Source organism: Nonomuraea sp. NPDC004186 (assembly GCF_053603495.1).
Map to the genome: position 1 here is coordinate 104,268 of NZ_JBSGFQ010000030.1, position 14,095 is coordinate 118,362.

General features: G+C 68.7%; 16 protein-coding genes. 13 read left to right on the forward strand and 3 right to left on the reverse strand.

Going from position 1 to position 14,095, the window contains the following annotated elements; genetic code table 11:
• Positions 1-291, reverse strand: coding sequence for a PLD nuclease N-terminal domain-containing protein (locus tag ACWEPL_RS24645; protein WP_185069979.1), 291 nt, complete (start codon positions 289-291; stop codon positions 1-3).
• A 414-nt stretch (positions 292-705) separates the two neighbouring features.
• Between ACWEPL_RS24645 and ACWEPL_RS24650 the strand changes: the two genes are divergently transcribed.
• Both ACWEPL_RS24650 and ACWEPL_RS24655 read left to right on the forward strand, forming a co-directional pair.
• The gene (locus ACWEPL_RS24650; protein ID WP_225963881.1) at positions 706-1,488 is read left to right on the forward strand and encodes a hypothetical protein; all 783 of its coding nucleotides are present in this window, start codon (positions 706-708) and stop codon (positions 1,486-1,488) included.
• Between the two features lie 10 nt (positions 1,489-1,498).
• A complete protein-coding gene (locus tag ACWEPL_RS24655) occupies positions 1,499-1,741 on the forward strand; it encodes a hypothetical protein (RefSeq protein ID WP_350739826.1) in 243 nt (80 codons plus the stop codon).
• A 136-nt stretch (positions 1,742-1,877) separates the two neighbouring features.
• Here ACWEPL_RS24655 and ACWEPL_RS24660 read toward each other — a convergent pair whose 3' ends face one another.
• Complete coding sequence (locus ACWEPL_RS24660; RefSeq protein WP_026214226.1) at positions 1,878-2,099, reverse strand: BldC family transcriptional regulator; 222 nt, start codon at positions 2,097-2,099, stop codon at positions 1,878-1,880.
• Between the two features lie 257 nt (positions 2,100-2,356).
• Between ACWEPL_RS24660 and ACWEPL_RS24665 the strand changes: the two genes are divergently transcribed.
• Positions 2,357-2,575 (forward strand): DUF4229 domain-containing protein, encoded by a 219-nt coding sequence (locus ACWEPL_RS24665; RefSeq protein ID WP_350739829.1) that lies wholly within the window; start codon positions 2,357-2,359, stop codon positions 2,573-2,575.
• Here ACWEPL_RS24665 and ACWEPL_RS24670 read toward each other — a convergent pair.
• Positions 2,572-3,777, reverse strand: coding sequence for a hypothetical protein (locus ACWEPL_RS24670; protein WP_363976737.1), 1,206 nt, complete (start codon positions 3,775-3,777; stop codon positions 2,572-2,574). The two genes, ACWEPL_RS24665 and ACWEPL_RS24670, sit on opposite strands and share 4 nt — an antisense overlap.
• 106 nt (positions 3,778-3,883) lie before the next feature.
• Here ACWEPL_RS24670 and ACWEPL_RS24675 point away from each other — a divergent pair, with 106 nt between their 5' ends.
• The 10 genes from ACWEPL_RS24675 to ACWEPL_RS24720 form a co-directional block, all read left to right on the forward strand.
• Entirely contained in the window at positions 3,884-4,600 is a 717-nt protein-coding gene (locus ACWEPL_RS24675; protein WP_350739834.1) for a demethylmenaquinone methyltransferase, read from the forward strand.
• 406 nt (positions 4,601-5,006) lie between these two features.
• Positions 5,007-6,245 (forward strand): geranylgeranyl reductase family protein, encoded by a 1,239-nt coding sequence (locus ACWEPL_RS24680; RefSeq protein WP_355210271.1) that lies wholly within the window; start codon positions 5,007-5,009, stop codon positions 6,243-6,245.
• Between the two features lie 64 nt (positions 6,246-6,309).
• Positions 6,310-6,705 carry an NADH-quinone oxidoreductase subunit A gene (locus ACWEPL_RS24685; protein WP_185069986.1) on the forward strand — a complete coding sequence of 132 codons (396 nt, stop codon included), beginning with the start codon at positions 6,310-6,312 and terminating at the stop codon, positions 6,703-6,705.
• Between the two features lie 2 nt (positions 6,706-6,707).
• Positions 6,708-7,259 carry a NuoB/complex I 20 kDa subunit family protein gene (locus tag ACWEPL_RS24690; RefSeq protein WP_185069987.1) on the forward strand — a complete coding sequence of 184 codons (552 nt, stop codon included), beginning with the start codon at positions 6,708-6,710 and terminating at the stop codon, positions 7,257-7,259.
• The gene (locus tag ACWEPL_RS24695) at positions 7,256-7,960 is read left to right on the forward strand and encodes an NADH-quinone oxidoreductase subunit C (RefSeq protein ID WP_397372726.1); all 705 of its coding nucleotides are present in this window, start codon (positions 7,256-7,258) and stop codon (positions 7,958-7,960) included. Before ACWEPL_RS24690 ends, ACWEPL_RS24695 begins: the two co-directional genes overlap by 4 nt.
• Positions 7,957-9,282 carry an NADH-quinone oxidoreductase subunit D gene (locus ACWEPL_RS24700; RefSeq protein WP_350739839.1) on the forward strand — a complete coding sequence of 442 codons (1,326 nt, stop codon included), beginning with the start codon at positions 7,957-7,959 and terminating at the stop codon, positions 9,280-9,282. The genes ACWEPL_RS24695 and ACWEPL_RS24700 overlap by 4 nt, the downstream gene beginning before the upstream one ends.
• A complete protein-coding gene (nuoE, locus tag ACWEPL_RS24705; RefSeq protein ID WP_350739842.1) occupies positions 9,279-9,935 on the forward strand; it encodes an NADH-quinone oxidoreductase subunit NuoE in 657 nt (218 codons plus the stop codon). Before ACWEPL_RS24700 ends, nuoE begins: the two co-directional genes overlap by 4 nt.
• A complete protein-coding gene (gene nuoF, locus ACWEPL_RS24710; RefSeq protein WP_350739844.1) occupies positions 9,932-11,221 on the forward strand; it encodes an NADH-quinone oxidoreductase subunit NuoF in 1,290 nt (429 codons plus the stop codon). The genes nuoE and nuoF overlap by 4 nt, the downstream gene beginning before the upstream one ends.
• Positions 11,218-13,593, forward strand: a complete 2,376-nt coding sequence (locus ACWEPL_RS24715; protein WP_350739847.1) for an NADH-quinone oxidoreductase subunit G — start codon at positions 11,218-11,220, stop codon at positions 13,591-13,593. The genes nuoF and ACWEPL_RS24715 overlap by 4 nt, the downstream gene beginning before the upstream one ends.
• On the forward strand, positions 13,590-14,095 hold a 506-nt coding region (locus tag ACWEPL_RS24720), incomplete at its 3' end, for a complex I subunit 1/NuoH family protein (RefSeq protein ID WP_363976724.1). The genes ACWEPL_RS24715 and ACWEPL_RS24720, both read left to right, overlap by 4 nt.

The following is a 14,095-nucleotide window of genomic DNA, read 5'->3' on the forward strand; positions in this document are numbered from 1 at the left end:
TCAGACGTCGTCGCCACGCATGCGGCGGTCGAGGTCACGCAGGAAGTCGGGGTCGTCGTCCGGCCCCTTGGGCATGCCCGGCCCAGGGGGCACCGGCCACGCGGCGCGCGGGGCCCGCGGGCGGCCGCGCGCCATCCAGACCAGACCGCCGAGCACGGGGATCAGGACGACGATCAGGATCCACAGGGCTTTTGGTACGTTCCGAACCTCATCTTCCGGTGCGGTGACCACGTCGAACAGCGAGAAGAGCCAGAAGACCAGCAGCGCCAGGCCGATCAGTACACCTGCCATTCCTGAACTGTAAGCCATCCGCGACGTGATCGTGCTTCCCGATGTCCCGTTTCAGGTGACTAGGGGAAGACATGCGTCGTACCGTGGAGGCCGATGCGGCGAAGTCGCCGGACTCCACGGGCGTTGAGAGGTGCGATGGCCTTTTCTGACTCCAAGGCGTCTGGTGACAAGGGCCGGCATCGGCGCGGCCGTTGGTGGCGGCGCGGATCGTACCTCTTCTCGCGGCGCGGCGAGGCGCCCCCCGACGCGGACCGTTCCGTCTGGTTCAACGCCCGTGAGAAGCCCTTTGAGAGCCGCGCGGACGCCAAGGCACGCAAGAAGCGCGGGCGGGGGCCCGACGTGCCCAGAGGCCAGCCTGAGCGACCTGGAGAGCGCGAGGGATCGAGATGGCCGGGTAATGAGCGGGGTGAGCGGATGGCGTGGCCGGGCGACGAGGTACGACGGCCCTCCGAGACGAGCTGGGACGGGTTCTCGTTGCGCGAGCGCGGCGAGCGACTGCCGGCCGCCGTGGTCGAACGCCCCCGCTACACCTGGTACGACTTCGAGCTCGACGACCAGCCCAGGGCCCAGCCCAACCGGCCCGGCATCCCGTCCATGGGCGACGGCCTGCGCCACTGCGGCAAGCTGGAGTCCATCCTGCACCGCCAGTGGGACGCCAGGCAGGGACCGCCGTCGGCGGACGTCGTACGCGCCGTGGAGAGCCTCGCCCGCCTGCCGGAGCGGCTGAAGGAGAAGCTCGCGGCCGGGCTGGAGGGCATCTACGTCGGCCGCGGCGGCGTCCCGGACCTCGACGACATGGGCTACTTACGCGGCGCCCCGCTCCCGTCGGGCCGCGCCACCTGGGACATCTGCGCGGGCGCGTACGGCGACCGGAAGATCGTCGTGGGTGACCGCCCGTCACCGACCCCGGACGTTATGATGCACGAGGTCGGCCATGCCATCGACGACATCGACTCGGCGTACGGCGGCTGGGTCTCCGACTCCCCTGAGTTCGTCCGCCTCTACGACACGGCCATGCCGCTGCTGGCCTCGACGTTCCACCGCCAGGGCGGGGGGCTCGGCCGTAAGGAGTTCTTCGCCGATGCCTTCGCCGCCATCGCCTCCCGCCAGCGTCCGGCCCTCGTGGACATGCTCGGGGGAGACACGCGGATGGCGCTGGACATCATGCTCTTCTTCAACCGGCGCTACGGAATCTAGGTGATCGGACATGTACGTCATCCGGCTCGCGGACGGGACCCTGCGCGTGCCGCAGAGCCTGACCAGCGAAGACGGGCGTCTGATCGGGAACGCGTACGTCGAGGTGCTGCCCGGTGATCCGGACTACGACCAGTTGTTGCCGGAGGCGCTGACAGAGGAGGAGCTGGCCGAGCGCCGCAACGAGTGGGAGAAGGAGAACGACGAACTGGAGCGTGAGTTCCTGGCCTTCAAGGCGCGGCAGGAGGACGCCTGAGGCGACCAGACAGGCGCCAACCACGGTCGGCGGTTGGCGCCGCCTCATGCTGCCGGACGGAAGTGTGGCCGAAAGCACGCGAACAGTGGGGCGCGCCGGCGGTGATCCTGCCGTCGCAGGATCACCGTCTGCACGGTCAGACGCGCGGGGACTCACCTGCCGGCCTGTCGGCCGTCAAAACGTCCTCGCCACGTAGAAGGGCGTGCACTTCCGACTCGCGGAACCGCCGATGCCCTCCGGGGGTGCGGATACTGCTGATGCGGCCTGCCGCAGCCCAGCGTGTAACCGTCTTTGGGTCTACCCGGAAGAGGGCGGCAACCTCTCCTGGGGTCAGCAGACGCTCGCTGCTACTCTCCACCAATCTCTCCCCCTCGCATCCCGCTTCCTGCCAGCGGGCGGACAGGTAACCAGTGTGTCGAGCGAAGCCTGATTTATCCGTGGTTTTCTGCAAAGATCACGGGTTGTTATCAGCTGACTGCCCGATTGTTATATGATAGAGCCTCTTTGGGGCTCTCGTGGGTGTTTCTTTACGAAACTCCCTGACTGGGAACAGTAGCATCGCTCGCGTTCGATGCGAAGAGCGACCGGTCCACGGGTCCGAGTAACCTCGAACCTGTGCCTCCTGTTCTCGTTTACACACTGTCGCGCATCGGCATCTTTGCGGTCACTCTCGGGGTGCTGTGGCTGCTCGGCCTGCAAAACCCGTTCGTGCTGATCCTGGTGTCTTTCTTGATCAGCGGCATAGCGAGCTACGTCCTGCTCAGCAAGCAGCGTGATGCCGTGAGCGAACGCATCAGCAACAAGATCGACCGGCCGAAGCCGCAAGACGACTAGGGCAGGGGGAACATGCCAATCCGGGCATGGTACTCCCGTCCGAGTCGGGTTGTGTCGCTACCGACAAGTAGTCCACTGCGATGCGCGTAAAACGCCTTCACACCGATGCCGCGCTCCCGTGTGGGATTCCAACTGAGGGCCATTCCCGTAGTCGGATGAATGGCGCTGATCCCCGGGCGTGAGACCGCTCCGGGGCCGGCGGAGTCACGCCCCTGCGGATTGTTCAGCCAGCGCTGATGCCCGCCGACGTAGACCGCCGCGCCCGTCACGGAAACCGCGTAGAGCGAGTCGCCTCCGGTGGCGTTCACCCAGGTCGGCCTGATGGTGGAGCCCTTGGAGTACGTCTCGAACCTGGCGGCCGTGTCGCACATCCCGCCCTTGGGGCCGCCGGTGGTGACGACCGCGAAATAGTGGCCGTCGGGTGAGAAGTCCAGGCCGCGCACGTACGAGGGGAACTCGCTCATGCACGGGCGCGCGTACGCCTCCGTCCGCCAGGGCGCGAGCCTGGCGGTGGGGCCGCTGATGTCGATGAGCCCGAGCTGCGGCCTGGACTGGCCGGCGAGCGTGGTGAACGAGCCGTCCACGGCGAGCCGGTAGCGGGTGGCGGCGATCGCGTAGACCTTCACCCTGGGCGTCAGCGATCCGCCGGGCGTGATGCCGAACGCCGGGTCGGCCGCGCCGGTCGTCGCGTCGATCCTGGCCAGGGCGGTGCGCGGGCTGGTGAAGTCGCCGCCCACGTAGAGCTTGGAGCCCAGCCTGGCCAGCGTGGAGACCATGCCGCCGCCGATGTGCGGCGCGAAGCCGGTCACCAGCGTGCCGTCGGAGAGCTTGAGCCTGGCCAGCGACCTGGCGGGCGAGTCGTTGACGCCGATGAACTCGCCGCCGACGTAGACGGTGCCCTGGTCGCCGGCGGCCAGGCCGTACACGGGGCCGGGGACGATCGGCGCGAAGCCCGGCAGGACGCGGCCCGTGGTCAGGTTGTAGGCGAAGAGGTTGGAGCGCGGGTAGGCGGTGGTGCGGGCGGCGTCGCTCACCTCGCTGAACGAGCCGCCGACCACGACGGTGTCGCCGACGACCGTGATCGCGTTGACGATGCCGTCGAGCACGTGCGGGGTGTTGTCTACCGGGTCGGCCGAGACGACGCCGAAATGCGCCGTGGGAGCCGAGGCGATGATCGCCGCAAGGGCGACACGGGCAAGCATTCGCCAAGTTTTAGCAGACGTTCAGTAGTCTCGTGGCTACTTTCCGTTGAATGTCGTGTTCACGGCCCTGGGAACGGGCCTGGAGGGCCTCCCATAGTCTTGGCCTATGACGCGCGCTCAGTTGGACAAACAGCCGGACGAGGTCGCCGCGATGTTCGATCGCACCGCCCGGCGCTACGACCTGGTCAATGACGTGATCTCCCTCGGGCAGGTCAGGATGTGGCGCAAGGCGGTGGCCGCGGCCATCGACGCGGGCCCCGGGGAGCTCGTGCTCGACCTGGGCGCCGGCACCGGCACGTCCACCGACGCGTTCACCACGCTGGGCGCGCGGGCCATCGCGTCCGACTTCTCGCTGGGCATGCTCCGCACCGGCGTGCGCCGCCACGGCGGCAACGCGCTGTCGGGTGAGGGGGTGCCCTTCATCGCGGGCGACGCGCTGCGCCTGCCGTTCGCCGACGACGCGTTCGACGCGGTGACGATCTCGGTGGCGCTGCGCAACGTGCACGACACCCGGCAGGCGCTGCGGGAGATGCTGCGCGTCACCAGGCCGGGCGGCCGACTGGTGATCTTGGAGTTCTCCCACGTGACGTTCGGGCCCTTCGATCTCGTCTACCGCGAATATCTGATGAAGCTGCTGCCAAAAGTGGCCAAGGTGTTCGGCTCGAATGACGATTCCTATGAATATCTGGCTGAGTCGATCCGGGATTGGCCCGACCAGCGCACACTGGCCCGGACCATTCAGGATGCCGGCTGGGAGCGGGTCGCCTGGCGCAATCTCACGATGGGCATCGTCGCCCTGCACAGAGGGTTCAAGGCGGCGTGAGACCACACGCGACACACCGTTCCTCTTGGATCACAGAACAGCACCCCGACTGCCACTATGTACTGGAAAAGCAGTAGACTGCGGGCCGACAAGTTTGTGAAGGGGTTCACAAAGGAACGAAGGCAGCACACCACCCCCAAGGCCTTCGAGCGTGTAGGACAGGACAGTCCAGTGACCGTGCCAACAGCCACCCGCCGAGCGCAGGAGCTCGTCGCGAGAGAGCGACGAAGGAGCCAACGAGTGGCGAAGCGGGCGCGACCATGAGCCCCGAGCGCAGGAGCTCGTCGCGAGAGAGCGACGAAGGAGCCAACGAGTGGCGAAGCGGGCGCGACCATGAGCCCCGAGCGCAGGAGCTCGTCGCGAGAGAGCGACGAAGGAGCCAACGAGTGGCGAAGCGGGCGCGACCATGAGCACAGTTGACGCTGACGTCATCGTCGTCGGCGCAGGTCCCGCCGGTTCCGCGACCGCCTGGTACCTCGCTCAGGCCGGACTCGACGTGCTGCTCCTGGAGAAGACCAGGTTCCCCCGCGAGAAGGTCTGCGGCGACGGCCTGACGCCGCGGGCGGTCAAGCAGCTGCTCAACATGGACGTCGACGTCGACGCTCCCGGCTGGGTCAGGAACAAGGGGCTGCGCGTCGTCGGCGGCGGCCTACGCTTCGACCTCGACTGGCCCCAGCTCGAGCGCTTCCCGGACTTCGGCCTCGTACGCACCCGCCAGGACTTCGACCAGATCGTCGCCGCCAACGCGGTCAAGAACGGCGTGCGCCTGATGGAGGGCGTGACCGTCACGGGGCCCGTCCTCGACGACCGCAGCGGCCACATCGTCGGCGTGACGACCAAGGACGGCCGCGAGTACCGCAGCCGCGTGGTGGTGGCCGCCGACGGCAACAGCACCCGGCTGGCCCTGGGGATGGGGCTGCACAAGCGCGAGGACCGCCCGATGGGCGTGGCGGTGCGGACGTACTTCGAGAGCCCGCGCCACGACGACGACTACCTCGAGATCTGGCTGGAGCTGTGGGCGCAGGAGAAGCTGCTGCCCGGCTACGGCTGGATCTTCGGCGTCGGCGACGGCACCGCCAATGTGGGCCTCGGGCTGCTCAACACCAGCGCGCAGTTCAAGAACATCGACTACCGGGACCTGCTGCGGACCTGGTGCAAGGCCATGCCTCCCGAGTGGGAGTTCACCGAGGAGAACATGACGGCCCCCATCCGCGGCGCCGCGCTCCCCATGGCCTTCAACCGGCAGCCGCACTACACGCGCGGCCTGGTGCTCGTGGGCGACTCGGGCGGGTCGATCAACCCGTTCAACGGCGAGGGCATCGCCTACGCCATGGAGACCGGTGAGATCGCCGCGGAGGTCATCGCCAAGGCCCTCAGGGGCACCACCCCCGCGGACCGGGAACGCGCTCTGAGGACCTATCCTCAAGTGCTGAAGGACGCCTACGGCGGATACTTCACCCTGGGCAGGCTGTTCGTCGAGCTCATCGGAAAGCCGGGCGTGATGAGCTTCGGCACCAGGCACGGTCTCCCTCACCCGAGGCTGATGCGCTTCGCCATCAAACTCCTTGGTAATCTCACCGACCGGCGAGGCGATGCGTCAGACATGATCATTAACGCTCTCTCGAAGGTCGCCCCACCAGCATGAATCTCAGAACTGACAGATCCGGCTGCGCGCCCGCGCGCGCGGCGACTCCGGAGGAGGCGTAGCGATGGACCTTTACGTGCCCATCCTGGTGCTCGCCGTTCTCGCGGGGGGCTTCGCGATCTTCTCGGTCGCCATCGCTCCCTTCACCGGCCCCAAGCGCTGGAACCGCGCCAAGCTTGACGCCTATGAATGCGGCATCGAGCCGACGCCCCAGCCCGTCGGTGGTGGACGGTTCCCGCTCAAGTACATGGTCACCGCGATGCTCTTCATCGTGTTCGACATCGAGATCATCTTCCTCTACCCATGGGCGGTCTCGTTCGCGCCGCAGACGAACGACGCCGGCCAGGTGCTCAGCTCCGGTCTGGGGCTGTTCGCGCTCGTGGAGATGGTGCTGTTCATCGTCACCGTGCTCGTCGCCTATGCGTACGTGTGGCGCCGCAAGGGTCTGGACTGGGACTGAAAATGGGACTTGAAGAGAAACTCCCCAGCGGGTTCATCCTCAGCACGGTCGAGGCGGCCGCCGGATGGGCACGCAAGAACTCCGTGTGGCCCGCCACATTCGGCCTCGCCTGCTGTGCCATCGAGCTGATGGCCACCGGCGGCCCCCACTACGACCTGGCGCGCTTCGGCATGGAGCGCGCTTCGGCGTCTCCTCGCCAGGCCGACCTCATGATCGTCGCCGGCCGCGTCTCGCAGAAGATGGCGCCCGTGCTGCGGCAGATCTACGACCAGATGGCCGAGCCGAAGTGGGTCATCTCCATGGGCGTGTGCGCCTCCAGCGGCGGCATGTTCAACAACTACGCGATCGTGCAGGGCGTCGACCACGTCGTGCCCGTCGACATCTACCTGCCGGGCTGCCCGCCGCGGCCCGAGATGCTGATCGACGCGATCGTGAAGCTGCACGACAAGATCCAGAACATGAAGTTCGGCGCCCACCGCGCCAAGCAGATCGAGGAGCTCGAGCTGCAGGCGCTGCGGCCGCTGCCGCTGATCGACCAGGGAGCCTCGAAGTGACCTCGCCCGACAACCTCCCCGGTAGCCCGGAAAGCGGTGAGACCCCCGAGGCCGCGGTTCCCGCCATCCCCGAGGCGCCCATCGCCCGGCACGGCATGTTCGGCACCCAGGACTCCGGCGACACCTCCGGCTACGGCGGCCTCGTCGTGCGCCGGGCGCCGCAGCTGTCGACGCCCCGCCCGTACGGCGGCTACTTCGACGAGGTCGTGGACGGCCTGGCGCTCGACGACGCCATCGAGCGCGTGGTCGTCGACCGTGGCGAGCTGACCCTGCACGTCAAGCGGGACCGGCTGGTCGAGGTCTGCCAGAAGCTGCGCGACGACCCGGCCCTGCGCTTCGAGCTCTCGCTGGGCGTCACCGGCGTGCACTACCCGCACCTGACGGGCGAGGAGCTGCACGCGGTCATCCACCTGTGCTCGATCACCTACAACCGCCGCGTACGCGTCGAGGCCAGCGCTCCCGACTCCGACCCGCACATTCCATCGACCGTGGGCGTTTACCCTGGTCACGACTGGCATGAGCGTGAGGCGTACGACTTCTTCGGGATCATCTTCGACGGTCACCCCGCGCTCACCCGGATCATGATGCCGGACGACTGGGACGGCCACCCTCAGCGCAAGGACTACCCGCTCGGCGGCATCCCGGTCGAATACCGCGGCGCCACCATCCCCGCGCCCGACCAGAGGAGGAGCTACTCGTGAGCACCGCTTATGACGAGGCGACCGAGGGCAAGGTCTATTCGGTCAACGGCGGCGACTGGGACGAGGTCGTCACCGGAGCGCGCGACACCGAAGAAGAGCGCCTGGTCGTCAACATGGGCCCGCAGCATCCGTCCACGCACGGCGTGCTCCGCCTGGTCCTGACCCTCGACGGCGAGACGGTGACCGAGGCGCGCAGCGTCATCGGCTACCTGCACACCGGTATCGAGAAGAACATGGAATACCGGACGTGGACCCAGGGGACCACGTTCGTGACCCGCATGGACTACCTCTCGCCGATCTTCAACGAGACCGCCTACTGCCTGGGCGTGGAGAAGCTGCTCGGCATCGAGGACCGCATCCCGGACCGGGCGCAGGCCATCCGCGTGATGATGATGGAGCTCAACCGGATCTCCTCGCACCTGGTCGCGATGGGCACGTTCGGCATGGAGCTGGGCGCGACCACGCCGTTCCTCTTCGGCTATCGCGACCGCGAGATGATCATGGATCTCTTCGAGTACATCACCGGTCTGCGCATGAACCACGCCTACATCAGGCCGGGCGGCGTGAGCGTCGACCTGCCCGCGGGCGCGGTCGACAAGGTCGGTGAGTTCCTCAAGGAGATGCCCAAGCGGATCAAGGACATCCGCAAGCTCCTCGACGCCAACCCGGTCTACGTGCGCCGCACCAAGGACGTGGCCTACCTCGACCTGACCGGCTGCATGGCCCTGGGCATCACCGGCCCGATCATGCGCGCCGCCGGGCTCCCGTGGGACCTGCGCAAGTCGCAGCCCTACTGCGGCTACGAGACGTACGAGTTCGACGTCGCCACCGAGCGTGGCTGTGACGTCTACTCGCGCTACCTCGTGCGCATGAAGGAGATGGAAGAGTCCCTCAAGATCATTGAGCAGGCGCTCGACCGCATCGCCGGCCCGCTCAAGGGCGACCCGGTGATGATCGAGGACAAGAAGATCGGCTGGCCCGCGCAGCTCGCGCTCGGCCCCGACGGGTTCGGCAACTCGCCCGACCACATCGCCCACATCATGGGCTCCTCGATGGAAGCGCTCATCCACCACTTCAAGCTGGTGACCGAGGGCTTCCGGGTGCCGGCCGGGCAGGCGTACGCCAGCATCGAGTCGCCCAAGGGCGAGCTCGGCGCCCACGTGGTCAGCGACGGCGGCACCCGCCCCTACCGCGTGCACTTCCGCGAGCCGTCCTTCTGCAACCTGCAGGGTTTCCCCGCGATGGCAGAGGGCGGCCAGGTCGCCGACGTGATCGCCGCGGTGGCTTCTATCGACCCCGTCATGGGAGGTGTGGACCGGTGACTTATTCACCGGAGATCCGGGAGCGTCTGGAGCGAGACGCCAAGGAGATCATCGGGCGTTACCCGAAGACGCGCTCCGCACTGCTGCCGCTGCTCCACCTCGTGCAGTCGGAGGACGGCTACGTCTCCGACGACGGGCAGGAGTTCTGCGCGGAGATGCTGGGCGTCAGCAAGGCCGAGGTCACCGGCGTCGCGACCTTCTACACGATGTACAAGCGCAAGCCCGCCGGCGACTACCACGTCGGCGTGTGCATCAACGCGCTGTGCGCGGTCATGGGCGGCGACCAGATCTGGGACGAGCTGTCCGAGCACGTCGGCGTCGGCCACGAGGAGACGACCGCAGATGGCAAGATCTCGCTGGAGCGCCTCGAGTGCAACGCGGCCTGCGACTTCGCCCCCGTCATGATGGTCAACTGGGAGTTCTTCGACAACCAGACCCCCGAGTCGGCCAAGCAGCTCGTCGACGACCTGCGTGACGGCAAGGACGTGCGGCCGACCCGCGGCCCGAAGAAGCTCTGCAGCTTCAAGGACGCCTCGCGCGTGCTCGCCGGCCTGCCCGACGACCTGGCGGGCGACGGCCCGTCGGCCGCCGGCGCCTCGCTGGAGGGCCTGAAGGTCGCCAAGGCCAACGGATGGAAGGCCCCCGAGGCATGAGCACGACTTTGACACCGGTCCTGACCGCGAACTGGGACCAGCCCAACTCCTTCACCATCGACGTCTACGGCGAGTACGAGGCGGCGAAGAAGGCGCTGGCCATGGACCCTGACGCCGTGATCCAGGCGGTCAAGGACTCGGGCCTGCGCGGCCGCGGCGGCGCGGGCTTCCCCACCGGCATGAAGTGGGGCTTCATCCCGCAGGGCGACGGCAAGCCGCACTATCTCGTCGTCAACGCCGACGAGTCGGAGCCGGGCACCTGCAAGGACATCCCGCTGATGATGGCCAACCCGCACTCGCTGGTCGAGGGCATCATCATCACGGCCTATGCGATCCGGGCCAACCACGCCTTCATCTACGTGCGCGGCGAGGTGCTCCACGTGATCCGGCGGCTGCACGCGGCCGTGCGGGAGGCGTACGAGAAGGGCTACCTCGGCACCGACATCCTCGGCTCCGGCTACGACCTCGAGCTGGTCGTGCACAGCGGCGCCGGCGCGTACATCTGCGGCGAGGAGACGGCGCTGCTCGACTCGCTGGAGGGCTTCAGAGGTCAACCGCGACTCAAGCCCCCGTTCCCCGCCGTGGCGGGCCTGTACGCCTCGCCGACTGTCGTGAACAACGTCGAGTCGATCGCCAGTGTTCCCTCGATCATCGGCAACGGCGCCGACTGGTTCGCCGGGATGGGCACCGAGAAGTCCAAGGGCTTCGGCATCTTCTCGCTGAGCGGCCACGTCACCAGGCCCGGCCAGTACGAGGCGCCGCTCGGCATCACGCTGCGCGAGCTCCTCGACATGGCGGGCGGCATCAGGGCCGGTCACCAGATCAAGTTCTGGACCCCGGGCGGCTCCTCCACGCCGATCTTCACCGACGAGCACCTCGACGTGCCGCTCGACTTCGAGGCGGTCGGCGCCAAGGGCTCCATGCTCGGCACCCGCGCCCTGCAGATCTTCGACGAGACCACCTGCGTGGTCCGCACGGTGCTGCGCTGGACCGAGTTCTACGCCCACGAGTCCTGCGGCAAGTGCACGCCCTGCCGCGAGGGCACGTACTGGCTCAAGCAGGTGCTCAAGCGCCTGGAGAAGGGCCAGGGCACCGAAGAGGACCTGACCACGATCACCGACATCGCGGACAACATCCTGGGCCGCTCGTTCTGCGCCCTGGGCGACGGCGCGACCAGCCCGATCCACTCCTCCGTGAAGTACTTCCGCGACGAGTACCTCAAGCACTTCGAGATCGGCGGCTGTCCGTTCGACCCGAAGAAGTCCACTCTCTGGGGTGAGCAGTGACAGTCGTAGAGACCGAGACGAACCTGGTGACCCTGACCATCGACGGGTTCCAGGTCAGCGTGCCCAAGGGCACCTTGATCATCAGGGCCGCCGAGCTCCTGGGCATCCAGATCCCCAGGTTCTGCGACCACCCGCTGCTCGACCCGGCGGCCAACTGCCGCCAGTGCCTGGTCGACATCCCCGACGCGGGCAACGGCCGCGGCTTCCCCAAGCCGCAGCCGTCGTGCGCGATCGAGGTCGCCGAGGGCATGGTCGTGCAGACGCAGCTCACCTCGCCGGTCGCCGAGAAGGCGCAGCGCGGGGCCATGGAGCTGCTCCTCATGAACCACCCGCTCGACTGCCCGGTCTGCGACAAGGGCGGCGAGTGCCCCCTGCAGAACCAGGCCATGTCCAACGGCCAGGGCGAGTCCCGGTTCCAGGAGCAGAAGCGGACCTTCCCCAAGCCGCTGCCGCTGTCCACGCAGGTGCTGCTCGACCGCGAGCGCTGCGTCCAGTGCGCCCGGTGCATCCGCTTCTCCGACCAGATCGCCGGTGACCCGCTCATCGAATTCTTCGAGCGCGGGGCCAAGGAGCAGGTGCGCACCGCCGAGGGCAAGCCGTTCAACTCCTACTTCTCCGGCAACACGGTGCAGATCTGCCCGGTCGGCGCGCTGACCGGCGCCGCCTACCGGTTCCGGGCCCGCCCGTTCGACCTGGTCTCCACTCCGAGCGCGTGCGAGCACTGCGCCGCCGGTTGCGCCCAGCGCACCGACCACCGGCGCGGCCGGGTCACCCGCCGCCTGGCGGGCAACGACCCGCAGGTCAACGAGGAGTGGAACTGCGACAAGGGCCGCTGGGCCTTCACCTACGCCCAGCAGCCCGACCGGCTGAAGACGCCGCTGGTCCGCAACGAGGAGGGCGTGCTCGTGCCCGCCTCGTGGCCGGAGGCGCTGGCGGTGGCCGCCGAGGGCCTGGCCAAGGCCCGCGGCAAGGCCGGCGTGCTGGTCGGCGGCCGGGTCACGGTCGAGGACTCGTACGCGTACGCCAAGTTCGCCCGCCTGGCCCTGGGCGGCAACGACATCGACTTCCGCGCCCGGCCGCACTCCGCCGAGGAGGCGCAGTTCCTGGCCCACGCGGTGGCCGGCAAGGGCATCGAGGTCAGCTACACCGACCTCGAGAAGGCCCCCCACGTGCTGCTCGTCGGGTTCGAGCCCGAGGAGGAGTCGCCGATCGTCTTCCTGCGCCTGCGCAAGGCGTGGCAGAAGAAGGGCCTCAAGGTCACCTCGATCGCCCCGTTCGCCTCGCCCGGCCTGGTCAAGATGGGCGGCACGCTCATCCGCACCGCGCCCGGCACCGAGGCCGACGCGATCGGCGACCTGGTCGGCACGCTGGCCGAGGGCACGATCGTGTTCGCCGGCGAGCGCCTGGCCACCGTGCCCGGCGCCCTGTCCGCCGTGGTGCGGCTCGCCAACGCCTCCGGCGCCAGGCTCGCCTGGGTGCCGCGCAGGGCGGGTGAGCGCGGCGCGGTCGAGGCCGGCGCGCTGCCCAACCTGCTGCCGATCGGCCGCCCGGTCGACGACGAGACCGCCAGGGCCGAGGTCGCCAGGGCGTGGAACGTGGCCTCGCTGCCCGCCACCCCCGGCCGCGACACGACCGGCATCCTGGAGGCCGCCCGCGCCGGTGAGCTGGACGCGCTGGTCGTGGCCGGCGTCGACCCCTACGACCTGGCCGACCCGGCGGCGGCGCTCGACGCGCTCGAGCACACGCCGTTCATCGTCAGCCTGGAGATCCGCGCCAGCGCCGTCACCGACCGCGCCGACGTGGTCCTGCCCGTCGCCGCGGTTCAGGAGAAGGGCGGCACGTTCGTCAACTGGGAGGGCAGGGGCCGCTCGTTCGAGGCGCCGCTGAAGGTGCCCGGCCTGCAGAGCGACCTGGCCGTGATCGGCAACCTGGCCGACCGGATGGACGTCCACCTGGGCCTGCCGGACGCCAAGGCCGCCAGGCGGGAGCTGTCCGGCCTGGGCGCCTGGCGCGGCAGCCGCGTCACCGCCCCGCACACCGCCACCCGCGCCCAGGTCGCCCCGGCGGCCGGCGAGGCGCTGCTGGCGACCTGGCACCTGCTGCTCGACGAGGGCAGGCTGCAGGACGGCGAGCCGTACCTGGCGGGCACCGCCCGCGCCGCCGAGGCGCTGGTCTCCGAGAGCACGGCGGCCGAGCTCGGGGTCGCGGATGGCGACAAGCTCGTCGTCGGCGACAGCGTCACCCTGCCCGTGCGCGTCGCCGACCTGCCGGACCGGGTCGTCTGGGTGCCTGCGAACTCCGGCGGCTGCTCGGTCACCCGTGACCTGCACGCGGTGGCCGGCGACATCGTCACCATCGGGAGCGCCTCATGACCCACGTTCTCGCGGCCGATCCCACCCTCGCCGACTTCGGCAAGGACCCGCTGTGGATCACCATCATCAAGGCCGTGATGCTGTTCGCCTTCCTGATGCTGGGCATCCTGTTCGGCGTCTGGTTCGAGCGCAAGCTGATCTCCAGGATGCAGAACCGGTACGGCCCCAACCGGGCCGGCAAGTTCGGCCTCCTGCAGTCGGTGGCCGACGGCCTGAAGATGGGCCTGAAGGAGGACCTCTTCCCGCGGACCGTGGACAAGGTGCTCTACCTGCTGGCCCCGGTCATCATGGTGGTCCCGGCGTTCCTGGCCTTCTCGATCGTGCCGTTCGCGCCGATGGTCAACCTGTTCGGCGTGCAGACGCCGCTGCAGATGGTGGACCTGCCGGTGGCCGTGCTGTTCATGCTCGCCATGGGCGCGGTGTCGGTCTACGGCGTGGTGCTGGCCGGATGGTCGTCGCGCTCGCCGTACGCGCTGCTGGGCGGTCTTCGGTCGGCGGCGCA

Coding starts and splice junctions, on each gene's coding strand:
- ACWEPL_RS24680 (WP_355210271.1), top strand. CDS start 5,007: ATGAGCACAGTTGACGCTGACGTCATCGTCGTCGGCGCAGGTCCCGCC.
- ACWEPL_RS24655 (WP_350739826.1), top strand. CDS start 1,499: ATGTACGTCATCCGGCTCGCGGACGGGACCCTGCGCGTGCCGCAGAGC.
- ACWEPL_RS24685 (WP_185069986.1), top strand. CDS start 6,310: ATGGACCTTTACGTGCCCATCCTGGTGCTCGCCGTTCTCGCGGGGGGC.
- ACWEPL_RS24675 (WP_350739834.1), top strand. CDS start 3,884: ATGACGCGCGCTCAGTTGGACAAACAGCCGGACGAGGTCGCCGCGATG.
- ACWEPL_RS24650 (WP_225963881.1), top strand. CDS start 706: ATGGCGTGGCCGGGCGACGAGGTACGACGGCCCTCCGAGACGAGCTGG.
- ACWEPL_RS24645 (WP_185069979.1), bottom strand. CDS start 291: ATGGCAGGTGTACTGATCGGCCTGGCGCTGCTGGTCTTCTGGCTCTTC.
- ACWEPL_RS24670 (WP_363976737.1), bottom strand. CDS start 3,777: ATGCTTGCCCGTGTCGCCCTTGCGGCGATCATCGCCTCGGCTCCCACG.
- ACWEPL_RS24690 (WP_185069987.1), top strand. CDS start 6,708: ATGGGACTTGAAGAGAAACTCCCCAGCGGGTTCATCCTCAGCACGGTC.
- nuoF (WP_350739844.1), top strand. CDS start 9,932: ATGAGCACGACTTTGACACCGGTCCTGACCGCGAACTGGGACCAGCCC.